This is a genomic window from Ensifer sp. GW823-FHT05D09, from assembly GCF_058795755.1.
The window spans coordinates 731799-753418 of sequence record NZ_JBXAIA010000003.1 but is presented as its reverse complement, the minus strand read 5'-3'; the positions used below and the strand labels follow the sequence as shown (position 1 = coordinate 753418).

General features: G+C 62.5%; 20 protein-coding genes. 16 read left to right on the top strand and 4 right to left on the bottom strand.

All coding sequences use genetic code 11. The features are described 5' to 3' along the window. Positions 1-20: 20 nt before the first annotated feature. The 10 genes from AC1Q80_RS13980 to AC1Q80_RS13935 all read left to right on the top strand — a co-directional run bounded on the left by AC1Q80_RS13980 (position 21) and on the right by AC1Q80_RS13935 (position 8673). Positions 21-815, top strand: a complete 795-nt coding sequence (locus AC1Q80_RS13980) for a transporter substrate-binding domain-containing protein (RefSeq protein ID WP_209791102.1) — start codon at positions 21-23, stop codon at positions 813-815. A gap of 63 nt (positions 816-878) precedes the next feature. Beyond that, positions 879-1547, top strand: coding sequence for an amino acid ABC transporter permease (locus tag AC1Q80_RS13975; protein ID WP_209791101.1), 669 nt, complete (start codon positions 879-881; stop codon positions 1545-1547). Beyond that, positions 1544-2191: an amino acid ABC transporter permease gene (locus AC1Q80_RS13970; protein WP_173423864.1), complete on the top strand. Its 648-nt coding sequence runs from the start codon at positions 1544-1546 to the stop codon at positions 2189-2191. Before AC1Q80_RS13975 ends, AC1Q80_RS13970 begins: the two co-directional genes overlap by 4 nt. A gap of 73 nt (positions 2192-2264) precedes the next feature. Further along, positions 2265-3344, top strand: coding sequence for an ABC transporter substrate-binding protein (locus tag AC1Q80_RS13965; protein ID WP_173423865.1), 1080 nt, complete (start codon positions 2265-2267; stop codon positions 3342-3344). A gap of 124 nt (positions 3345-3468) precedes the next feature. Next, the gene (locus AC1Q80_RS13960; RefSeq protein WP_173423866.1) at positions 3469-4506 is read left to right on the top strand and encodes an ABC transporter ATP-binding protein; all 1038 of its coding nucleotides are present in this window, start codon (positions 3469-3471) and stop codon (positions 4504-4506) included. Beyond that, positions 4503-5357 carry an ABC transporter permease gene (locus tag AC1Q80_RS13955; protein WP_492360761.1) on the top strand — a complete coding sequence of 285 codons (855 nt, stop codon included), beginning with the start codon at positions 4503-4505 and terminating at the stop codon, positions 5355-5357. The genes AC1Q80_RS13960 and AC1Q80_RS13955 overlap by 4 nt, the downstream gene beginning before the upstream one ends. Further along, complete coding sequence (locus AC1Q80_RS13950; protein WP_173423868.1) at positions 5354-6154, top strand: ABC transporter permease; 801 nt, start codon at positions 5354-5356, stop codon at positions 6152-6154. The genes AC1Q80_RS13955 and AC1Q80_RS13950 overlap by 4 nt, the downstream gene beginning before the upstream one ends. Further along, the gene (locus tag AC1Q80_RS13945) at positions 6151-6930 is read left to right on the top strand and encodes a carbon-nitrogen hydrolase family protein (protein ID WP_492360760.1); all 780 of its coding nucleotides are present in this window, start codon (positions 6151-6153) and stop codon (positions 6928-6930) included. Before AC1Q80_RS13950 ends, AC1Q80_RS13945 begins: the two co-directional genes overlap by 4 nt. Positions 6931-7035: 105 nt before the next feature. Then, the gene (locus AC1Q80_RS13940; RefSeq protein ID WP_492360759.1) at positions 7036-7989 is read left to right on the top strand and encodes a ring-cleaving dioxygenase; all 954 of its coding nucleotides are present in this window, start codon (positions 7036-7038) and stop codon (positions 7987-7989) included. A gap of 120 nt (positions 7990-8109) precedes the next feature. Continuing rightward, on the top strand, positions 8110-8673 hold the full coding sequence (locus AC1Q80_RS13935; RefSeq protein ID WP_173423871.1) for an NADPH-dependent FMN reductase: 564 nt from the start codon (positions 8110-8112) through the stop codon (positions 8671-8673). A 377-nt stretch (positions 8674-9050) separates the two neighbouring features. On the opposite strand, the gene AC1Q80_RS13930 is transcribed toward AC1Q80_RS13935, so the two are convergent. Continuing rightward, entirely contained in the window at positions 9051-10604 is a 1554-nt protein-coding gene (locus tag AC1Q80_RS13930) for a VOC family protein (protein ID WP_492360758.1), read from the bottom strand. Between the two features lie 95 nt (positions 10605-10699). Further along, complete coding sequence (locus AC1Q80_RS13925) at positions 10700-11557, bottom strand: SDR family NAD(P)-dependent oxidoreductase (protein ID WP_492360805.1); 858 nt, start codon at positions 11555-11557, stop codon at positions 10700-10702. A gap of 210 nt (positions 11558-11767) precedes the next feature. Between AC1Q80_RS13925 and AC1Q80_RS13920 the strand changes: the two genes are divergently transcribed. Next, positions 11768-12523 (top strand): Crp/Fnr family transcriptional regulator, encoded by a 756-nt coding sequence (locus AC1Q80_RS13920; RefSeq protein WP_173423873.1) that lies wholly within the window; start codon positions 11768-11770, stop codon positions 12521-12523. Between the two features lie 78 nt (positions 12524-12601). Here AC1Q80_RS13920 and AC1Q80_RS13915 read toward each other — a convergent pair whose 3' ends face one another. Beyond that, a complete protein-coding gene (locus AC1Q80_RS13915) occupies positions 12602-13114 on the bottom strand; it encodes a Dps family protein (protein WP_176353167.1) in 513 nt (170 codons plus the stop codon). A 271-nt stretch (positions 13115-13385) separates the two neighbouring features. Between AC1Q80_RS13915 and AC1Q80_RS13910 the strand changes: the two genes are divergently transcribed. The 4 genes from AC1Q80_RS13910 (at position 13386) to AC1Q80_RS13895 (ending at position 19252) form a co-directional block, all read left to right on the top strand. Then, a complete protein-coding gene (locus AC1Q80_RS13910; protein WP_209791093.1) occupies positions 13386-13772 on the top strand; it encodes a response regulator in 387 nt (128 codons plus the stop codon). 202 nt (positions 13773-13974) lie between these two features. Continuing rightward, on the top strand, positions 13975-15078 hold the full coding sequence (locus tag AC1Q80_RS13905) for an efflux RND transporter periplasmic adaptor subunit (RefSeq protein WP_492360757.1): 1104 nt from the start codon (positions 13975-13977) through the stop codon (positions 15076-15078). Continuing rightward, positions 15075-16157: an efflux RND transporter periplasmic adaptor subunit gene (locus AC1Q80_RS13900; protein ID WP_492360756.1), complete on the top strand. Its 1083-nt coding sequence runs from the start codon at positions 15075-15077 to the stop codon at positions 16155-16157. The genes AC1Q80_RS13905 and AC1Q80_RS13900 overlap by 4 nt, the downstream gene beginning before the upstream one ends. Continuing rightward, positions 16154-19252: an efflux RND transporter permease subunit gene (locus tag AC1Q80_RS13895; RefSeq protein ID WP_492360755.1), complete on the top strand. Its 3099-nt coding sequence runs from the start codon at positions 16154-16156 to the stop codon at positions 19250-19252. The genes AC1Q80_RS13900 and AC1Q80_RS13895 overlap by 4 nt, the downstream gene beginning before the upstream one ends. Before the next feature lie 37 nt (positions 19253-19289). On the opposite strand, the gene cysQ is transcribed toward AC1Q80_RS13895, so the two are convergent. Beyond that, positions 19290-20066 (bottom strand): 3'(2'),5'-bisphosphate nucleotidase CysQ, encoded by a 777-nt coding sequence (gene cysQ, locus AC1Q80_RS13890; protein WP_492360754.1) that lies wholly within the window; start codon positions 20064-20066, stop codon positions 19290-19292. A 228-nt stretch (positions 20067-20294) separates the two neighbouring features. Between cysQ and AC1Q80_RS13885 the strand changes: the two genes are divergently transcribed. After that, positions 20295-21545 carry a sarcosine oxidase subunit beta family protein gene (locus AC1Q80_RS13885; protein ID WP_492360753.1) on the top strand — a complete coding sequence of 417 codons (1251 nt, stop codon included), beginning with the start codon at positions 20295-20297 and terminating at the stop codon, positions 21543-21545. The last annotated feature ends 75 nt before the right edge of the window (positions 21546-21620 follow it).

Below are 21620 nucleotides of genomic sequence, written 5' to 3'. Positions count from 1 at the left end.
TTCCAGACAGGGGAACGACAATGACACTTCAAAAGACAATGAAAGCAGCCTTCGCCGCCGCGCTCATGCTCGGTGCTGCAACCGGTATCGCCCGTGCCGACGCGCTCGCCGACATCAAGTCGGCCGGCGAGATCAAGGTCGGCATCTTCTCCGACTTCCCGCCCTTCTCCTCTGCCAGCGCCGACATGAGCATCAAGGGTTATGACGTCGACGTCGCCCAGCAGATCGCCGACGGCCTCGGCGTCAAGCTGAACCTCGTCAGCGTTACCGGCCAGAACCGCATTCCCTATCTCAACGACAAGCGCGTCGACATCCTGATGAGCGTCGGGTTCTCCAAGGAGCGCGCCGAAGTGATCGACTTCGCAGCCGCCTACGCGCCTTACTACATCGCCGTCATCGGCCCGGCGGACCTCAAGGTCGCCGGCAAGGAAGACCTCGCCGACAAGACCATCGCCGTCAACCGCGGCACGCTGGAAGACACCTCGCTCACCGAGGCGGCCCCGTCGACCGCCGCGATCCAGCGCTTCGACAACTACAATGCCGTGATCCAGGCGTTCATCTCCGGCCAGACCCAGCTGATGGTCGTCGGCAACGACGTCGGCGCGCAGGTGCTGGCCCGCCAGGAGGCGCTGAAGCCGGAGCAGAAGTTCCAGCTCCTGACCTCGCCGTCGCATATCGGCCTCAACAAGAACGAGGAAGCACTGAAGACGGCCGTCAACGACGCCGTTGCCAAGATGCTGGCCGACGGCAAGCTGAACGCCAGCTCCGAGGCCTGGCTGAAGACGCCGCTCAACCCCGAAAACCTCAAGGACTAATCAGCTCTTGACGCCCACGGGGACTTGGCGTCTCCGTGGGCCTTTCGGGGAAAGGTTGCGACGATGGGTTACAGCCTCGATTTCGGGTGGCTTCGGGATGCCGCGGGCGCGATTGCCCATGGCGCCATGATGACGCTCTTCCTGATCGCCTGCACCACGGTGCTCGGCATCGTGATCAGCATTCTCTTTGCCGCCGCCCGTCGCAGCCGCTACGGCATCCTGCGCAAGGCGGTTGCGGTCTATGTCGAGGTGATCCGCAACACGCCGTTTCTGGTGCAGCTGTTCTTCATCTACTTCGGCCTGCCGAGCATCGGCATCAGGCTCGATCCGGTCGTTGCCGCGATCCTGGCGATGACGCTCAACATGGCCGCCTACACCACGGAGATCGTTGGCGCCGGCCTCGACGCCGTGCCGAAAGGCCAAGGCGAGGCGGCCTATGCGCTCGGCCTCAGGCCACGTCAGGTTTTCGTCAAGATCATCCTGCCACAGGCGCTGAAAGTCATCTTCCCGGCGCTGATCAGCCAGGTGATCATCATGATGCTGGAATCGGCCGTCGTGTCGCAGATCGCAGTGCGCGAACTCGCCCATGAGGCTGACCTCTTGCAGGCACGCACCTTCCGGTCCTTCGAGACCTATTTTGTCGTCACGCTGATCTATCTCGCTCTGTCGATGGCCATCCGCCGTCTGTTTGTCGCCGGCGGCAGGCGCATGCTGGGAGCGGGCGTGTCATGATCGAATTCACTTTCTGGGACATCCTGCGCAACCTGGTATTCGCCACCCGCTGGACGGTGCTGCTGTCGGCTGTCGCCTTTGCCGGCGGCGCTGCCGTCGGCCTCTTGATCCTGTTTGCCCGCATCTCGAAACAGAAGTGGCTGCGTCGGTTCGGTTCGGGCTACATCGCCTTGTTTCAGGGCACGCCGCTGTTGATGCAGCTGTTCCTGATGTTCTTCGGCCTGCCGATGCTCGGCTTTCGCATCGAGCCATGGACGGCTGCGGCACTGGGGCTGACCTTTTATGCCAGCGCCTATCTCGCCGAAATCTGGCGCGGCGGCGTCGAAGCGCTGCCGCTCGGCCAGTGGGATGCCGGTGCCAGCCTGGGTCTGCACCGGTTGCAGGAACTGCGCCTGGTGATCCTGCCGCAAGCGTTTGCGATCACCCGGCCGCCGGCCGTCGGCTTTCTCGTCCAGCTCATCAAGAGCACGGCGCTGACGTCGATCATCGGCTTCGAGGAGCTTCTCAGAACCGCGAATGCGATCAATAATGCAACCTTCGAACCTTTCACGGTCTATGGGCTGGTTGCGGTGATCTTCTTCGTGCTGTGCTATCCGCTGACGCAATATGCACGCATGCTGGAGCGCAAAATACCCGCGCACTGAGACCGAAAATGTGCAAGAAATCAACGAGAACAGGGAACAAGGCGGATCACCGCCGAAACAAAGGAGACAGACGATGATTACAACTTCCATCAAGCGCCGCACGCTGCTCGGCGCGGGCCTTGCCGGCGCCTCGATGCTGGCGATGCCCTCGGTGCTGCGCGCCCAGGACAAGTCGCTGAAGGTCGGCGTTTACGGCGGCTATTTCAAAACCTCGTTCGACAAGAACATCTTCCCGGAATTCACCAAGGCGACAGGCATCGCGGTCGAATCGATCGCCGAGCCGACCGGAGAAGCCTGGCTCGTCCAGCTGGAACAGGCAGCCCGCGCCGGCCAGGCGCCTGCCGACGTCTCGATGATGTCGCAGGTCGCGATGCTTAAGGGCCAGTCGACCGAGCTGTGGACGCCGATCGACATGTCGAAGATCAAGAACAGCTCGAACCTGCTCGACCGCTTCATCAACAAGTACCCTGACGGACGCGTTGCCGGCATCGGTGCCGTCTCCTGGTACATCACGCTCGTCACCAACACCGACGTCTACAAGGAAGCGCCGACCTCTTGGGCCGCGTTCTGGGATCCGGCGAATGCCGACAAGCTCGGCCTGCTGGCGCTGGTTTCCAACTCGTTCCTGCTTGAAGTGACCGCCAAGACCTTCTTCGGCGGCACCAATGCGCTCGACACCGAAGAGGGCATCCTCAAGGTCTTCGACAAGCTCGCCGAAGTGAAGCCGAACGTCCGGCTCTGGTACCGCGACGAGGCGCAGTTCGAGCAGTCGCTGAAGTCGGGCGAAATCCCGATGGGCCAGTACTACCACGACGTGACCGGCCTTGCGGCTGCTGACGGCAATCCGGTGCGCTCGACCTTCCCGAAGGAAGGCGGCATCCAGGATTCCGGTTGCTGGGCGCTGTCGCGTGCGTCGCAGAAGTCCGAGGAAGCCCATATCTTCATCGACTACATGTGCCAGCCTTCGATCCAGGCAACGCTGTCGCGCAAGGTCGGCACGTCGCCGACAGTCAAGCGCGAAGTCACCGACCTGACCGACAAGGAGTTCGCAGCCGTTTCGTCGGATATCGAGCCGATCGTGCCGCGTTACGACCTCTACCAGTCCAAGTCCGATTGGCTGAACCAGAAGTGGACCGAGCTGATCGTCGGCTGATTGCGACGACCAACCTCCTCGCCTCGGCGGGGAGGGCCCATGCTGACTGACGGGGAGGGCCCACGGGCTACTCCCCGCCCTTGCCCCTCCCATGATGAGGAGGGGACATTTCCGCGGAGAGACAATGTCCGGACTTGCCCTTCAAAACGTCGTCAAGGAATTCGGGTCCTTCAGAGCCGTCAACAATGTCGAGCTCAACGTGCCTCACGGGACGTTCGTCTGCATGCTCGGGCCTTCCGGCTGCGGCAAGACCACGCTTCTGCGCATGATTGCCGGCCTTGACCTGCCGACCGGCGGGGCGATCCGGCTCGATGGCGAAGACATCACCCATGTGCCGACGCATAAGCGCAATCTCGGCATGGTGTTCCAGTCGCTGGCACTGTTCCCGCATCTGACCGTTGGCGAGAACATCGCCTATCCCTTGCGCATCCGCGGTGCGGCAAAGGAGGACCAGAAGAAGCGGGTCGATGAGCTGCTGTCGATGATCCATCTCACCGGCTATGCCGACAGACCCGTTGCCAAGCTTTCCGGCGGCCAGCGCCAGCGCGTGGCGATTGCCCGGGCACTTGCGATTTCGCCCAAGCTTTTCCTGCTCGATGAGCCGCTTTCGGCACTGGATGCCAAGCTGCGCGAGGCGATGCAGGTGGAATTGCGCCAGCTGCAGCAGAAGCTCGGGATCACCACCATCGTCGTTACCCACGACCAGCGCGAAGCGATGACCATGGCCGACACGGTCGTCGTCATGAACGGCGGCGAAATCCGCCAGGCCGCATCGCCGATCGAGATCTACCGCCGCCCTGCCGATAGCTTTGTCGCCGACTTCATCGGCCAGACCAATCTGCTCGAAGTGCAGGCCGACAGCGCTGGCCGCGTCGAGGTGCTGGGCCAGCCGATTGCCGGCCTCGCCTTGCCGGCGGGTGCATCCAAGGGAACGCTGTCGGTTCGCCCTGAAGACGTGCACCTGACGGCGCCGGGCGCCGGCGCGCTCTCGGGCAAGGTCACCTTCGTGCGCGATCTCGGCGGCACGATCGAAACTTTCGTCGACATTGCCGGCCGTCAGATCGTCGCGGTCTCGACGCCGCGCGCCCGGCCAGACGTCACCGTCGGCCAGGAGGTCGGCATCGCGCTCACGCCTGACGTTTGCGTGGTGCTGAAGAAATGAGACGCGAACCTCCGCAAAAACTCGGCGATTACGCCCCGCTTCTCTTTCCCGCAGCGATGCTGACGATCTTCTTCGTCGTGCCCTTCGGCACGATGATCGCCGTCAGCTTTTTCCAGCGTCTGCAGGGTGGCTTCTACACGCCGGCCTTTGTCTTCGACAATTATGCGCGCTTCCTCTCCGCTTTCTTCGGCGGCGTGCTCGGCTTTTCGCTGTTCCTGGCGATCACCGTCGCGATCTGCTGCGTCGTGCTGGCGCTGCCCTTCACCTACATGCTGACGCGCATGGGCCGGAAGGTGCAGGTGGTCTGGCTTGTGGCGCTGCTGTCGATCCTGTCGCTATCGGAAGTCATCATCGGCTTTGCCTGGTCGACGCTGTTTTCGCGCACCGCAGGGATCACTAACATTCTGGTCGCGCTCGGCATCATGGCGCAAGCCAAGGCGTTGACGCCGAGCTTTGGCGCGGTGCTGACCGGCATGGTCTATCAGGCGTTTCCCTATACGGTTCTGGTGCTTTTCCCGGCGCTCGTGCGGCTCGATCCGACCCTGACGGAGGCGGCCCGCACCCTTGGTGCGTCGCCGCTCAAGGCCTTTTTCACCGTCGTCGTGCCGGCGCTCAGAAACACCATCACCGCCACGCTGATCATGGTGTTCATCTTCGCGCTCGGCTCCTACCTGTTGCCGCAATTGCTCGGCCGGCCGCAGCACTGGACGCTGTCGGTGCTGATCACCGACCAGGCGATCTACCAGTCGAACATGCCTTTCGCTGCGGCGATGGCGGTGTTCCTGGTGCTGGTGACGCTTGGGCTCGTGGCGCTGACCGTGATTGCCGGACGCAAGGGAGAAGCGGCATGACCTCGATCTTCCGCAAGGCCTATTTCTTCCTGATCGGGCTGTTCCTGGCGCTGCCGATCATTGTCGTTGCCGGCGTCTCGGTCAACGCCAAGCAGACGCTGGCCTTCCCGCCACAGGGCTTTTCGCTCTCCTGGTACGGCGAGATCTTTTTCAATCCCGAATGGCGCAGCGCGCTGTTTGCCTCCGTTACGCTGGCGCTCTTGTCAGCGGCGCTCGCGGTTGCCATCGCGCTGCCGCTCGCCTGGTTCCTCTGGCGGCGCATCGCACCCTGGGCCAACATTTTCCAGGTGCTCGGCGTTGCGCCCTTCACGCTTCCGCCCGTCATCACCGCGCTTGGCATGCTCACCTTCTGGGCGACCGTCGGCTTTTACGGCCAGCCATGGACCGCGGTCGTCAGCCACGCGATCTTCTTCGTCACCCTCCCGCTGGTGACCTTGTCGCTCGGCTTTACCTCGATCGACCGGTCGCTGGTCGAGGCAGCCTCGACGATGGGCGCTGACGAGCGCACGATCTTCCGCACGGTCGTCCTGCCGCTGATCCTGCCTTACATAGTCTCCGGCTACGCCTTCGCCTTCGTGCTCTCACTCAACGAATATATCGTTGCCTACATGACGGTCGGTTTCACCATGGAAACATTGCCGATCAAGATCTTCAACGCGCTTCGCTACGGCTACACGCCGACGATGGCGTCGGTGACCGTTCTGTTTGTCACCACCGCCGCCGTGATCTTCGGTCTCGTTGCCCGTTTCGGTGACCTGCCGAAGCTGCTTGGCGCCATGTCATCGGACGGAAAATGATGAAACTCGCCGCTCTCCAGATGCAATCGGCCTGCGGCGACGTTGCCGCCAATCTCGACCGCCTCGAGCGGGCGGCAAGGGAAGCGGCGTCGAAGGGCGCGACGCTTTTGTTGACGCCGGAACTCGGGCTCACCGGCTATGGGGCGGGGGATGCGATCCGCGCTCTCGCCGAACCGATCGATGGACCTATCGTCCGGCGCCTGGTGGAGATATCGCGGGAAACCGGTATCGCGCTGATCGCCGGGTTTGCCGAGCGGGACGGGGACGTCGTCTATAACAGTGCCGTCCATGTTGATGGTGATGCGAAGCCGACGGTCTACCGGAAATCGCATCTCTATGGCGACTACGAGCGCTCGCATTTTGCGCCGGAGAGACCGTCGACGAAGCTCTTCGTCCATCGCGGCGTCACCTGCGGCATGCTGATCTGCTACGACGTCGAGTTTCCGGAGAATGTGCGTCGGCTGGCCCTGGCCGGCGCCGAGGCCGTTCTGGTGCCGACAGCGCTGCCGGCCGGATGGTCGGGGACCTTCATCGCCGATCACATGATCCAGACACGGGCCTTCGAGAACCAGGTCTTCGTGGCCTATATCAACCATTGCGGTTCCGATCCGCTGTTTTCCTTTGCCGGCCTGTCGCGCATCGCCTCTCCGGACGGACAGGTGCTGGCAAAGGGCGACGCGGCCCATGAAACGCTGATGTTTGCCGATATCGAGCCTGCGAGCTTCGCGGTCTCGCGGCTGGAAAATACCTATCTCGGCGATCTGAACCGTGCCTGAGATCGTTCCCCAGGGAAGAACAATCCGTTCTTGATTGTCTCCTTTTGATAGTGCCGTGCCGACCCATATTGTGCTCAACGGAAAAGCCACACATTGGAGGCAATCATGAGCTTGCAACTGACGGGTATTCATCATCTGACGGCGATCACGGCGAATGCGCCGGCGAACCTGCGTTTCTACACCAAGGTTCTCGGGCTGCGGCTGGTCAAGAAGACCGTCAATCAGGATGACACCACTGCCTATCACCTGTTTTACGCCGACGGCAAAGCCACGCCCGGCACCGATTTGACCTTCTTCGACTGGCCGGTCGGCCGCGAAGGCCGCGGCACGCACAGCATTTCGCGCACGGGCTTGCGGGTCGGCAGCGCCGATAGCGTTCGCTGGTGGAAGGGCCGTCTCGACGAGATGAAGGTCACTGCCGGCGATGTCGGCGAGATCGATGGTCGCGTCTCGCTCGATTTCGAGGATGGCGAAGGCCAGCGTTTCAGGCTGATCGACGATGGCGGGCTTTCGCCCTCGCACCCGTGGGAAAAGAGCTCGGTTCCTTCAGAGCACCAGATCAAGGGGCTTGGTCCCATCACTATCAGCGTGCCCGACATCACCAACACCGAGCTGGTTCTGACGCAGGTGATGAACATGACTGAGGCGAGACGCTATCCGTCGCCGGATGGCGAGGGCCAGGTACATGTGTTCTCGATGGGCGAGGGCGGTCCTGCGGCCGAACTGCATGTGGCTGTCCAGCCGGGCCTGCCGATTGCCCGCCAGGGCGCCGGCGCCGTGCATCACGTCGCCTTCCGGGCACCGGATACCGACGCGCTGACGGCGTGGACCGAGCGCCTGCAGGGCTTCCGCCTGCCGTCGAGCGGCGAGGTTGAACGCTACTATTTCCGCTCGCTCTATTTCCGCGAGCCGAACGGCGTGCTCTTCGAGATCGCCACCGACGGGCCTGGTTTTGCCGTCGACGAACCGATGGAGACGCTGGGTGAAAGCCTGTCGCTGCCGCCGTTCCTGGAGCCGAAGCGGGCCCAGATCGAGGCGCGGCTGAAGCCGCTGGAATAATGATGAAAAACAGAAAGTCGGGGCTCGTCCCCGGCTTTTTCGTCTATATCCCACTGATCCCATTGGCTTTCCCGCCGTGCCGACCCATGATGGCGGCAACGCGCAACAAGGGCTCAGATCATGGTGAAAATCCTCGGCATTTCAGGAAGCCTCAGGAAGGCGTCGTTCAACACCGGCCTGATGCAGGCGGCGGCAGTTGACGCGCCCGATGGTGTCGAATTCGAAACCGCGACGCTCCACGGCATTCCGCTCTATGACGGCGATGTCGAGGCAAAGGACGGAATCCCTGAAGCGGTCACCGGCCTGAAGCAAAAGATCATGGCCGCCGATGGCGTGATCCTGTTCACGCCCGAATACAACAACTCGATGCCCGGCGTCTTCAAGAACGCGATCGACTGGCTGAGCCGGCCGTCGGCCGATATCGCCAAGGTGTTTCGCGGCCGGCATTTTGCGCTTGCCGGCACGTCGCCGGGCAATTTCGGCACGATCCTCAGCCAGAATGCCTGGCTGCCGGTCATGCGCACGCTTGGCGCCGAACTCTGGTCGGGCAAACGGCTCATGCTGCCGCGGGCGGAAACCCTGTTTGACGAGAATGGGACGCTGAGCGATGCCGAAGCCGGCGCTAGGCTGCGCGCATTCGTCAAAGCTTTTGCGGACTTTGCGGGGGCGGAGAGCAGTCGCTAGAGCGTTTCCGATTTAGACGGAAACACAGAAACGCTCTATATCTCTGTTTTTACGCATTTCCTGACGGAAAACCGCTCCGCACTTTTCCTGGAAATGCTTTAGGAGCTGCAGTCATAGGGCGGCTTTAGGTGCGGCCACGGCAACAACCCATCTCCTGCTTTTTCGCGAGCCGCTTCGCACTTTCTGCAAGAAATGCTCTCGCGAAAAACCGACGTTTGTCTTCCTCGGGCTTGCCCCGGGGATCCATCATGATTGTTGCGCCTAACCGATCTTCGTGTGGCGCCAGCGTATGGATGCTCGGGTCAAGCCCGAGCATGACGGAGGGTGCGGGTCGGCCGCGACCTTGGCTCCTAAATTCGCCGGCCGACTGCGAACCCTCAGACGCCTTTTTCTTCCAACCACTGCTGGATGGCGGCGATATCAGGAGCGCCGATCTCGTGGCCCATGTCGAGATCAATGGCCGTGAGGCTGGCATCGGTCTTTGCAAGCTCCGCTTTGAGCCGTGGTGCGAACTGGCCGTAGCTGTCGGACTTGCCGGTCAAAAGTAGAATGTTCGTGCCTGCAAGGTCCGGCGTGGGCATATCGTCGAGGACCAGCATCGAGCGCATCAGCACCACGTTCCGGATCAGACCGGGATGCAGCGTCATCAGCGCGACCAGCAGGTTGGCGCCGTTCGAATAGCCGATGAACACGACCTTTGACAAATCGATACCGTAGCCGTCGCGCGCGCCTTCGAGAAAGGCGGCAAAGGCATCGGCTTCGGCGCGCGCGTCCTTCTGGTCGAAGGTGGTCGAGGAATAGCGCCTGAACCAGCGCGGCGAGCCTTCTTCGGTGGAGCGGCCGCGAACGCCGAGCAGCGTGGCTTTATCGTCAACCTGATGGCCGAGGTGCAGCAGTTGCGTCTCGTTGCCGCCGCTGCCGTGCAGAAGCACGAAGGTGCGGCCGTCGGGCGTCTCCGGATGATAGAAGCGGTGAACGAAGGGCAGGTCGCGCTCCGTCAAGCGCGGCTCGCCCGGCAGCGCGAATTGCGGCAGGCTGACCAGCGTTTCCGCAGTGCGATCGGCGAAGTGGGCCGGGATGAACAGCTGCGTGCCGAGCGTTTCCTTCGGTTCATCCAAGGTGAAGCCGGGTTTGTCCGTGGCAAATTCGTAGAGCGAACCGCCGGGTTCGCGGGCGTAGAGCGAATAGAAGTACTTGCGATCATGGGCGTTGACGGTGGCATCGTCGCGCTTCAGGTCGTCGCGAACCTTCAGCACGGTTTCCTTGTCGGGGGCGCGAAAGGCGATGTGATCGATCGTGCCGGTGCCGGGTGCTGCGGTCCAGAAGCCGGTGGCGTCGCGCACGTCGATAATGTCGCCCGATTGCGAGGTAAAGCGACGGATGGTGTCGGTGGCGCCGGTTTCGACATAGCCGAAATGCTCGGCGAGGAAGCGGGCGGAGTCGGCCGGCTGCTCCGTCAGGATCGTCGCGCCGCGCAGGCGCCGGATGGCGTCCGCTTGGGGAATGTCGCGCGTGCTCCAGGGCGAGGCTGCCGAAAGAGTGGCCGTTCCAACAAGCTTGACGATGACACCGTCCGGGTCCTTCAGCCGCAGTACCGGCTCGCCGAATTCCTGGGCCGGACCAGAGATCTTGATGTTGTGCTGCAATGCGCGCGTCAGCCAGAAGCCGATGCTTTCAGGCGCGATGGCAAAGGCGATTTCGCTCGGCTGGCCGTGGCCGACGCGGCCGGGTGCGCCGTCTTCCCACATCAGGAAAGTGACAAGCGAGCCGGGGGACCCTTCGGCGTCGCCGTAGAAGAGATGGAGCTGGGTCGCATCCTCGTAGCCGCCGGTCCGCTTGACGAGGCGCAGGCCGAGAAAGCCGACGTAAAAATCGACGTTCGCCTGCACCTTGCGGGCAATCAGCGTGATGTGGTGGATGCCGCTCGTCATGTGTCGTCTCCCGATATGATGCGCTCACAAACCACATGCAGGTCATCCGCGCCAGAACCCCGGCGGAGAACGCTGTGTTCAACGCGGGCGGAAAATCAGTTCCGGTCCTTGGAGAGGAAGGCCTTGAAGGCATCGGCAAAATCCGGATGCCAGCGCGACAGCGGCGGTCGGTTCTCGACGATGTCGCCGGCCGCCCACAGGATGCGCTTCTCGTCGGTGGACCTCACGACGTCGTTGTCAGGGCAGAGAATATAGAAATCGCCGCGCTCCAGGCTTTCCATCATGAAGTCGACGGTCTGGTCGGACGTCCAGGCGCCCTCGGGTTTTTCCGTGCGGCCATTGGCGGTGAGAGATGTATAGACGAAACCGGGAATGAGCAGATGGGCGTGGACATGTCCTCCGGCGATGTTGCGCAGGTCATGTTCGAGCGCCTCGGTGAACGCCTTCACGCCGGCCTTCGAAACATTGTAGGCGGGATCGCCGGGAGGCGTGGTGATGCCCTGCTTCGAGCCGGTGTTGATGATCACGGCCGGTTGCCCATGGGCAGTCATGTGCGGCGCGAAGACGCGCGAACCATTGATGACGCCCCAGAGATTGACGGCGAGCACCGCCTCCCAGTTTGCCTGCGGACCAAACATGGCGCTGCCCGGCTGAATGCCGGCATTGTTCATCAACACGTGGACGGACCCGAAGCGCTCGCGCACGGCGTGCAGCAGCGCTTCGATATTCTCAAGGCGGGAGACATCGGTGGGAATGGCGACAACGTACGTCGTGCCATGCGGCGAAAGCTCGGAGACCTCGGCTGCGGCTTGCGCCAGGCGTTCACCCTCCAGATCGGCGAGCACGACGCGCATCCCGAGCCGTGCGAAGCGGCGGGCGCTGGCAAGGCCGATGCCGGAGGCGGCACCGGTGACGACGGCAAGGTGATCGGCGGCAAAGGCGGGATGAGACATGGCGGCGGCTCCAGCGGGCAGGATCTGACGCAAGAGATAGGGCACGACCTGATGGCTGTCCATCGTCGCAGGACATGCCTGAAGCAATGAAGCACCTGAAATCTATCCGTTTTTGGCAGGACAAACCTTGCCACCCCGACGGTGCACGCTAGTTCCGATCAGGACCATGGTAGCCGAAGTGGCCTGCCGCAACATGTATCGGATGGATTGATGGCCGGAACGGCAACCCGCAACGACAAACGTATCCCCTGTGAAAGCTGTCCCTTGCGCAAGCTCGATCACTTCAGGGCATTTACCGCGGACGAACTGGCTTTCATTTCGGAATTCAAGACCGGCGAACTCGCGGTCGACAGCGGGGCGACGATCCTGGTGGAAGGCTCGCACAGCGCCCATCTGTTCACCGTGCTGACCGGCTGGGGCTTTCGCTACAAGATGCTCGATGATGGCCGCAGGCAGATCCTCAACTACATCATGCCCGGCGATCTCGTCGGGCTGCAGGGCAGCCTGATGGGGGAAATGCAGCATTCGATCGAGGCGCTCTCCCCCGTCACGCTCTGTGTGTTCGAACGCGGCAAGCTCAATAGGCTCTACAGCAGCTATCCCGACCTCGCCTACGATCTGACGTGGATTGCTGCGCGCGAAGAGCGCATCCTCGACGAGAACCTCTTGAGCATCGGGCGGCGGTCTGCGCTGGAGCGCGCCGCCTATCTCATTGCCTTCCTTTACCAGCGCGCCAAGGCGCTCGACCTCTTCAACGGCAGCCGCGTGGCAATCCCGATCACCCAGCAGCACGTGGCCGATACGCTCGGCCTTTCGATCGTCCACACCAACAAGACGCTGAAGAAGCTGGCCGAGCGCGGCATGATCCGTTGGGCCGACAAGGGCTGCAATGTCCGCGACATCGACGGCCTGCTGGCAATCGCCGGCTGGGAAGGTTTTAGTGAGACCAAGCGGCCGCTGATCTGACACTTTGCCGGGTAGGCGCAAGACGCAAGGAGCCCGCCGGATGGCGGGGCTCGACTTGACGCGTCATCGTTGACGATGTCAGGCGGCGACGATCGCTCGCAGCATCCACAGTGCCTTTTCGTGGAAGGTGAGGCGATCGGTCAGCATGTCCGTCGTCACAAGGTCGTCATTCTCATCGGCTTTCACGCCCGCTTCGCGCATGCGCCGCACGGCTGCCTCGTGGTCGGCAATGAGGTCTGCGACCATATCGGCCGCCGTCGTGTGGTTGACTGACGCGCTCGTCGGAGCGAACTGGTTGGCCTCGCCGAGCTTTGCTGGAGCGAGATGGCCAAGCGCACGGATGCGTTCGGCAATGATGTCGGTCGCCTTGAACAGGGTATTGTAATGCTCTTCAGTCAGCTCATGCAGCGGTTTGAACAGTGGGCCGACGACGTTCCAGTGGTAGATGTGGCTCTTGATGACGAGCTTGTAGGTGTCGGCGAGAATGTCGGAGAGGGCGGCCGCCATCTGCTGGCGATAGGCTTTCTTCAGCCCGATGTCGAATTCCTCGTCCTTGACCTTCGGTTTCAGCACGGAGGCTGCCTGTGCCATGATCTTTCTCCAATCGGTTTCGGAAATTCATCCTGGGTGTCGAGACGCGGCCGCGAGTGCGGCTTTCGGCCGTCGATGCGCCGCGTCCTATTGAACGCCCCGCCGAGCACCTTGTTCCTTCGTTTGCCAGAGTGAGGATGCGGCAAAATCGCTGACCGTTTCCAACATGTCTTTTTTAAATGCCGGGTGGTTTCGCGGGGGGTATAGATCAAGGTTGATTGCGGCGGCTGCTCCTGCGGCCGGCGCATGGTTCTCGCGAAAGGTGGACCGAATGCCAACGATCGAGATTCCACCGTCGATCAGAACTGTGCTCGTTCTGGAAGACAATTTCATCATCGCGATGGATGCGGAGGAAATCCTGACATCCATCGGGATCTCCAACGTGCAGATCGCGACCAACGCCGAGCAGGCGATGCAGCTCATTTCGGCACAGACGTTCGATTTCATCATGCTCGATGTCAATCTCGAGAATGAGACGAGCTTTGCCGTCGCCGACGCGATCATTGCCCGCGGCATATGCTTCGGCTTTACCAGCGGCTACGGCGATGCGGAGATCTTTCCGGCGCATCTGCGCGGCATCCCCAGGATCGACAAACCGTTCAATGAGAGCTCGATCGGTAATCTGATCGCCACGGCCACCAGGCGCGAGGGCGTTTAGCCGCCGCGCCCTGTGTTTCTTCACCGCGTGTGTCGAGCAGCGCCGCCACCATCGGTCGCAGCGCTGTTTGCAGACTGAGGACTTCCAGACACCGGCCAAGTATGCGACTTTGTTGGCATCCTCGCGACGAAGGCGAGGCGCATCTTGTCTGTTGGCGGGCATTCGAAAATGCCTCGATCAATGCTGGAGCCGGGTGGAGCGTATGGCGCAATTCACATGCAGCGTGCGGCACTGTGGTTGGGCAATCGTGCTCGCCTCGACGATCTTGCTGACCTCGTGCGAGAAACAGGAGGCGGAAGCCGCAAGGCCGGAAACAACTGTTCGGATCGTCGAAGCGGCGCTCACCGATTACCAGCAGACCGTCACCCTGACCGGTGAAGTCGTGGCGCATGTGCAGGCGAACCTTGCCTTTCGCGTTAGCGGCCAGGTGACAGAGTGGTTCGCGGATGTCGGCGCCCATGTCGAGGACGGCGAGCTTCTGGCGAAGATCGATCCGCGCGAGCAGGAGGCCGATGTTCAAGCGTCCGAAGCGGCGGTAAAGGCCGCAGAAGCGCAATTGCGGCAGGCCCAGGCGACATTGACCCGGCAGAACACCTTGATGACGCAGGGCTTTACGACGCGCCGTGATCTCGACCAGGCCGAGACTGCCGCGCGCACGGCGGCAAGTGGTTTGGACGCCGCCAATGCGGAACTCGAGAGTGCGCGCACCGCTCTTTCCTACACCGAATTGCGCTCGAGTGCCGCGGGGATCGTTACGGTCCGACATGCCGAGGTGGGACAGGTCGTGCAGGCGGCCCAAACCATGTTCTCCGTTGCCAAGGACGGTCCGCGGGACGCCATCTTCAATGTTCACGAGGGGTTGTTGTTCATGAGGCCGGCGAGCGAGGATGTGACGCTGGCGCTGGTCAGCGACCCCTCGGTCACGGCGATCGCTCGCGTGAGCGAGATCTCCCCGACGATAGACGCCAAGGCCGGCACGGTGCGGGTGAAGCTGGCGATGCAGGAGACGCCGGAGCGCATGACGCTCGGTTCATCGGTGACCGGTGTCGCCCGTTTCGAGCCGGCCAAGGTCATCGCGCTGCCGTGGACGGCGCTCACTGCCGTCGACGGCAAGCCGGCGGTCTGGATCGTCGATCCCAGCGACAGCACGGTCAGCCTCAAGCCGATCGAGGTCAAGTCCTATGAAAGCGGCCGGGTGCTCGTCGCTTCCGGGCTTTCGGTCGGCGAGAAGGTCGTGGCGGAGGGCGGCAAATTCCTGCGCCCGGGCTTGGCGGTGCATGCGGTGGCTGAGGAGCAGGCGAAATGAGCTGGTCGAGAACCCCGCACCTGGTCATACCGATTGCCGCATTGCTGCTGCTGGTCGGATGCCAGAAGAAAGAGGAACAGGCGACCGAGGTCGCTCGTCCTGTTCTGTCCATGATTGTCAGCCAGCGCGTCGACGCGGCTGCGAGCTTTGCCGGAACGGTGCAACCGAAGGTCCAGACGGAGCTTGGCTTCCGGGTTATCGGCCGGCTCGTCGCCCGTGATGTGACCGTCGGCGATGCGGTGATCGCAGGCGCCGAGCTTGCGGCCCTCGATCCGACTGCCTTCGAACTGGCCCTGCGTTCGGCAAAGGCCGACCAGGCAAGCGCCGAGGCAACCCTTGCCAATGCGGCTGCCGCCGAGGAGCGGCTCACCGCTCTCCTGAAGACTGATACTGAATCCCAGGCCACAGTCGACAGTGCCCAGCAAGCGCACGAGGCGGCGCAGGCATCGCTGATAAGGGCGACGGCGGGGCTGGCGAAGTCCGAGGAACAGCTCTCCTATACCAAGCTGAAGTCCGATTTCGACGGCATCGTTACGGCGACCGGAGCTGAGGTCGGCCAGGTGGTGTCGGCCGGCGAGATGGTCGTGACCGTTGCAAGGCCCGGCGAGCGCGACGCGGTCGTCGACGTGCCCGACGGCATCGCGCTGTTTCCGATCGGCACGCCGTTCTCGGTCGCGCTGCAGATCAATCCGGATCTCAAGGTCAATGGCACGGTGCGCGAGATCGCGCCGGCCGCCGACCCGGTCACCCGAACCCGGCGCGTGAAGATCGCGCTCGACAATCCGCCAGTCGGGTTCAGGCTGGGAACGACTATTACCGCAACGCGACAGGGCGCCGAGCATGAACTCATGCTCATTCCGTCGACTGCGGTGTTCGAGCGGGAAGGGAAGAGTTTTGTCTGGATCGTCAATGAAGAGGGCGGTGATGTCACGGTACGGGAAGTTGAAATCGGCGCCGATGCCGGCGGCCTGAGGCCGGTGACCTCAGGGCTCAAGCCGGGAGAGCGCATCGCCACCGCGGGCGTGCACAGCCTTGAGGAAGGCCAGAAGATAAAGATTTCCGACGGAGCGCGTTCATGACGAAGTTCAACCTTTCGGACTGGGCGCTCGATCACAGCTCGATGGTCTGGTACTTCATGATCGTCTTCGTCGTGCTCGGCATCACGTCCTATGTCGAGCTCGGCCGCGAGGAGGATCCGTCCTTTACAATCAAGACGATGACGATCTCGGCCGCCTGGCCGGGTGCGTCGGTCGAGGAAACCACGCTCCAGGTTACCGAGCGCATCGAGCGCAAGCTCGAGGAACTGGAATCGCTCGACTACACCAAGAGCATGACGACGCCGGGCCAGACGCTGGTCTTCGTCAATCTGAAACCGGAGACGAAGGCGCGCAATGTGGCGGCGACCTGGGTCACGGTTCGCAACATGATCAACGACATTCGCGGGGACTTTCCTTCGGGTGTCATCGGGCCTGCCTTCAACGACCGCTTCGGCGACGTTTTCGGCAACATCTATGCCTTCACCGGCGACGGGCTGACGCCGCGGCAGCTGCGCGACTATGTCGAGGATGCGCGCCGCGATATCCTGACGGTACCGAATATTGGCAAGGTCGATCTGATCGGCGCGCAGGACGAGGTGATCTACCTCGAGTTTTCGCCGCGCCAGCTCGCAGCCCTCGGCATCAACCAACAGCAGGTGATCGAGACGCTGCAGGCACAGAATGCGGTCTCACCCTCTGGCGTCATCCAGACCGAAGGCGAGCGCGTCAGCATTCGTGTCGGCGGCCAGTTTTCATCGGAAGAAAGCATCCGTTCGGTCAACCTGCAGGTCAATGACCGATTTTTCCGTCTCAGCGACATTGCCACGATCACCCGCGGCTACGTCGATCCGCCCTCCGCCCTTTTCCGCTTCGAGGGCAAGCCCGCGATCGGGCTGGCGATCGGCATGAAGCAGGGTTCCAATCTGCTCGATTTCGGCAAGGCGGTGGAGCGGAAGATCGAGCGCCTGGAGCAGAGGTTGCCTGTCGGCGTCGACGTTCACCTCGTGTCCGACCAGCCGCTCGTGGTCGAAGAGGCGGTCTCCGGCTTCACGCAGGCGCTGTTCGAAGCTGTGATCATCGTTCTTGCCGTCAGCTTCGTCAGCCTTGGCATGCGCGCCGGCCTGGTCGTGGCGCTTTCCATTCCGCTGACGCTGGCGATCACCTTCGTTTTCATGTCCTATTGGGGCATCTCGCTGCAGCGCGTTTCGCTCGGTGCACTGATCATCGCCCTCGGCCTGCTGGTCGACGATGCGATGATTGCGGTGGAAATGATGGTAGCGCGGCTGGAGGTCGGCGATTCGTTGCGCAAGGCGGCGACCTACGTCTACACTTCGACAGCCTTTCCGATGTTGACGGGCACGCTCGTTACCGTTGCCGGTTTCATCCCGATCGGCCTCAACAACAGCGCGGCCGGCGAATTCACCTTCACCTTGTTCGTCGTCATCGCCATTTCTCTGCTCGTCTCGTGGATCGTTGCGGTGATCTTCGCGCCGCTTCTGGGCGTCACCATCCTGCCGAAGACGATGAAGCAGCATGCCGGAGAAAAAGGCCGGATCGGGCGGCTGTTTTCCAGGCTTCTCGATCTCTGCATGCACTGGCGCTGGACCACGATCATCGCCACCGTCGCCGTCTTCTGCCTTTCGGTCTTCGGCATGGGTTTCGTCCAACAGCAGTTCTTTCCCTCATCCGACCGGCCCGAGATCATCGTCGATTGGTCGCTGCCGCAGAATTCCTCGATCGAGGAAACCAACGCACAGATGGCGAAGTTCGAGAAAGAGAAGCTTGCCGGCAACCCGGATGTGTTGCGCTGGTCGAGCTATGTCGGCGAGGGGGCTGTGCGCTTCGTCCTATCCTTCGACGTTCAGCCGCCGCACCCCTCCTTCGGCCAGATGATCATCGTCACCAAGGGGCTCGACGTCCGCGACAAGGTGCGCGCCGACTTGCAAGCCTATCTCAAGCAGACATTCCCGGGAACGGACGCTTACGTGAAGTTGCTCGACATCGGCCCGCCGGTCGGTCGGCCGATCCAGTATCGCGTCAGTGGGCCCGATATCGAACAGGTGCGCAAGCATGCGCTCGATCTCAGCGCCGTGCTCGGCCGCAACCCGCAACTGGGCGAGATCGTTTTCGACTGGAACGAGCCGGCGCGCATGATCAAGGTCGACGTGCTGCAGGACAAGGCGCGCCAGCTCGGCGTGACCTCGCAGGATATCGCGAATGCCCTCAACGGCATTGTCGGGGGAACGACCGTCACACAGGTGCGCGACGACATCTACCTGATCGACGTGATCGGCCGGGCGCGCGACTCCGAGCGGCAATCGATCGAAACGCTGCGCGATCTCCAGCTTCCCGGCGCCAACGGCAATTCCGTGCCCTTGGCGGCTGTTGCCAACTTCCGCTACGAAATGGAGCAGCCGGTCGTCTGGCGCCGTTCGCGCCTGCCGACGATCACGGTAAAGGCGGCGATCAACGGTACGGCACAGCCCTCGACGGTTTCGGCGCAGCTGGAAAAGGATGTGGCGGCGTTTGGCGCCGGCCTTCCGGACGGCTACAGGATCGAGATCGGCGGCACCATTGAGGAAAGCGCCAAGAGCCAGGCACCGATCGTCGCCGTCGTGCCCCTGATGCTGTTTGTGATGGCGACGATCCTGATGATCCAGCTGCAGAGTTTCTCGCGACTGTTCCTGGTCTTTGCCGTGGCGCCACTGGCGCTGATCGGCGTCGTCGCGGCGCTGCTTCCAAGTGGCGCACCGCTCGGCTTTGTCGCGATCCTTGGCGTGCTGGCGCTGATCGGCATTCTCATCCGCAACTCGGTCATCCTCGTCGTGCAGATCGAGGATCTGCGCAAGGAGGGGGTGGCCGCCTGGGATGCGGTGCGCGAGGCGACCGAGCATCGCATGCGGCCGATCATGCTGACGGCCGCAGCCGCAAGCCTCGGGCTGATCCCGATCGCGCGGGAAATCTTCTGGGGGCCGATGGCCTATGCGATGATGGGCGGCATCATTGTCGGAACGGTGCTGACGCTCCTGTTCCTGCCGGCGCTTTATCTCGCCTGGTTCCGTATCAAGCCACCGGCAGAAGATGGCGGTGCAGATGGAGAGACGACGCGAAGCGATGGCGAGGCGGTGCCGGTCTAGCGTTCCGACCCCGCCATGATGCCCACCGGCGTTGATCTCAGACCTTGCCGCGCGAGACGAACCAGGGGTTGGCGAAATCGCTGTCGTTCTTCTGGTTGCGCTTGCCGTAGGTGAGGGGCGTGCCCTCCATCGTCAGCGTTTCGCCGCCTGCCGCGCGCAGGATGGCATCGCCGGCGGCCGTGTCCCATTCCATCGTGCGGCTGAAGCGCGGGTAGACATCGGCAACCCCTTCGGCCAGCAGGCAGAACTTGAGCGACGAGCCGACGGCCTCGTAGTCGGTGATCCCATGTTCGGCGAGATAGGCGACGGTCTCGGTGCTGTTGTGCGAGCGGCTCGCCAGCGCCACCAGTCGGTCGCCGCGGATTCGACAGCCGATCACGGTTTCCGGCTCGACCAGAAATGTCTCGGAGACCACCGATTTCAGCGCTTTGCCGCCGCTCGCGGCGTAGAGGATGCCGAGCGCTGGCGCGTAGACGACGCCAGCAACCGGCGCGCCGTTTTCGATCAGCGCGATGTTGACGGTGAAGTCGTTGTGGCGACCGATGAATTCCTTGGTGCCGTCGAGTGGATCGACCAGGAAGAACGACTTGCCCGCGATTTCGGGGATCGAACCCGCCGCCACCGATTCCTCGGCGACGACAGGAATATCAGGAAAGGCGGCCGCGAGATCGGCCAGGATGATGCGCTCCGCACATTCGTCGGCATCCGTCACCGGCGAACAGTCGGGCTTGTAAAGCACTTCCGGGCCGGAGTGGTAGATGTCGAGAATAGCGCGCCCGGCGGCGATCGCGGAATTTTTTAGAATGTCGAGCATTGCTTGTCGTCTTTCAGGACTTTCTCGCGCCATAGCACACTCGGCGGCTGAAGTTGCCTATAGTTTTCGACGGTTCGCGCTAAATGTCCTCTCCCAGGCGCGTGTGCGAAAAGTTTTCGGCGGTTGCGGCAAAAGGCCGGCTTGATTTTTGCGACCGCGAGAAGCTTGCATCTTTGCTCCTCGCGCCGGCTGTGCAAATGTGCCGACGCAACTGAACTGGATGCCTTCATGCGTTATTCCGCATTCTCGATCGTCAGGAACGCCCTTTCCGGAAACCTGAACTGGAAGCCGCAATGGCGGCAGCCGCAGCCGAAATCCCATTATGACGTGATCATTGTCGGCGGCGGCGGCCATGGCCTTGCGACCGCCTACTATCTCGCCAAGGAATTCGGCGTGAAGAACGTCGCGGTGCTTGAGAAGGGTTATCTCGGATCGGGCAATGTCGGCCGCAACACCACGATCGTGCGCTCCAACTACATGCTGCCCGGCAACGAGCCGTTCTACGAGTTTTCGATGAAGCTCTGGGAAGGGCTGGAGCATGACCTGAACTACAACGTCATGCTCTCACAGCGCGGCGTGATCATGCTCTACCACAGCGACGGCCAGCGCGACGCCTATGTCAGGCGCGGCAATGCGATGTGGATGGAAGGCGTGTCCGCCGAGCTGATCGAGCGCGAACAGCTGAAGAAGATGATCCCCTTCCTCAATTACGACCATGCGCGCTACCCGATCCTCGGCGGCCTTCTGCAGCGCCGCGCCGGCACGGCCCGCCATGATGCCGTCGCTTGGGGTTATGCCCGCGGCGCCGACCAGCACGGCGTCGATATCATCGAACATTGCGAAGTCACCGGCATTCGCCGCGAGAACGGCGTCGTTACCGGCGTCGAAACGTCGAAGGGTTTCATCGGCTGCGGCAAGCTGGCGCTGGCGGCTGCCGGCAATTCTTCGCGGGTCGGCGAGATGGCGGACCTGAAGCTGCCGCTTGAAAGCCACGTGCTGCAGGCCTTCGTGACCGAGGGGCTGAAGCCCTGCATCGATCACGTCATCGTCTATGGCGGCGGGCATTTCTACATCTCGCAGTCGGACAAGGGCGGGCTGGTCTTCGGCGCCGAGATCGACGGTTACTCCTCCTATGCCCAGCGCGGTAACCTGGCGACCGCCGAACATGTGATGGAGGAGGGGGTATCGATGATCCCTGGCCTGTCGCGTGTCCGGGTGCTGCGCGCCTGGGGCGGCGTCATGGACATGAGCATGGATGGCTCGCCGATCATCGACCGCACCTCGATCGACAACCTCTACCTCAATTGCGGCTGGTGCTATGGCGGCTTCAAGGCGACGCCGGCGTCCGGCTATTGTTTCGCGCATCTGATTGCCAGGAACGACACCCATCCGGTGGCGCGCGCCTTGCGGCTCGACCGTTTCGCGCGCGGCTACGCGGTCGACGAGGCCGGTGCCGGCCCTCAGCCGAACCTTCACTAGAGCGGCGTCTGTCGGGTGGCGACCATCCGGCAGTCCGGGAATATGAGCGAGCCGCGTTGAGGCTCCAGGATACGG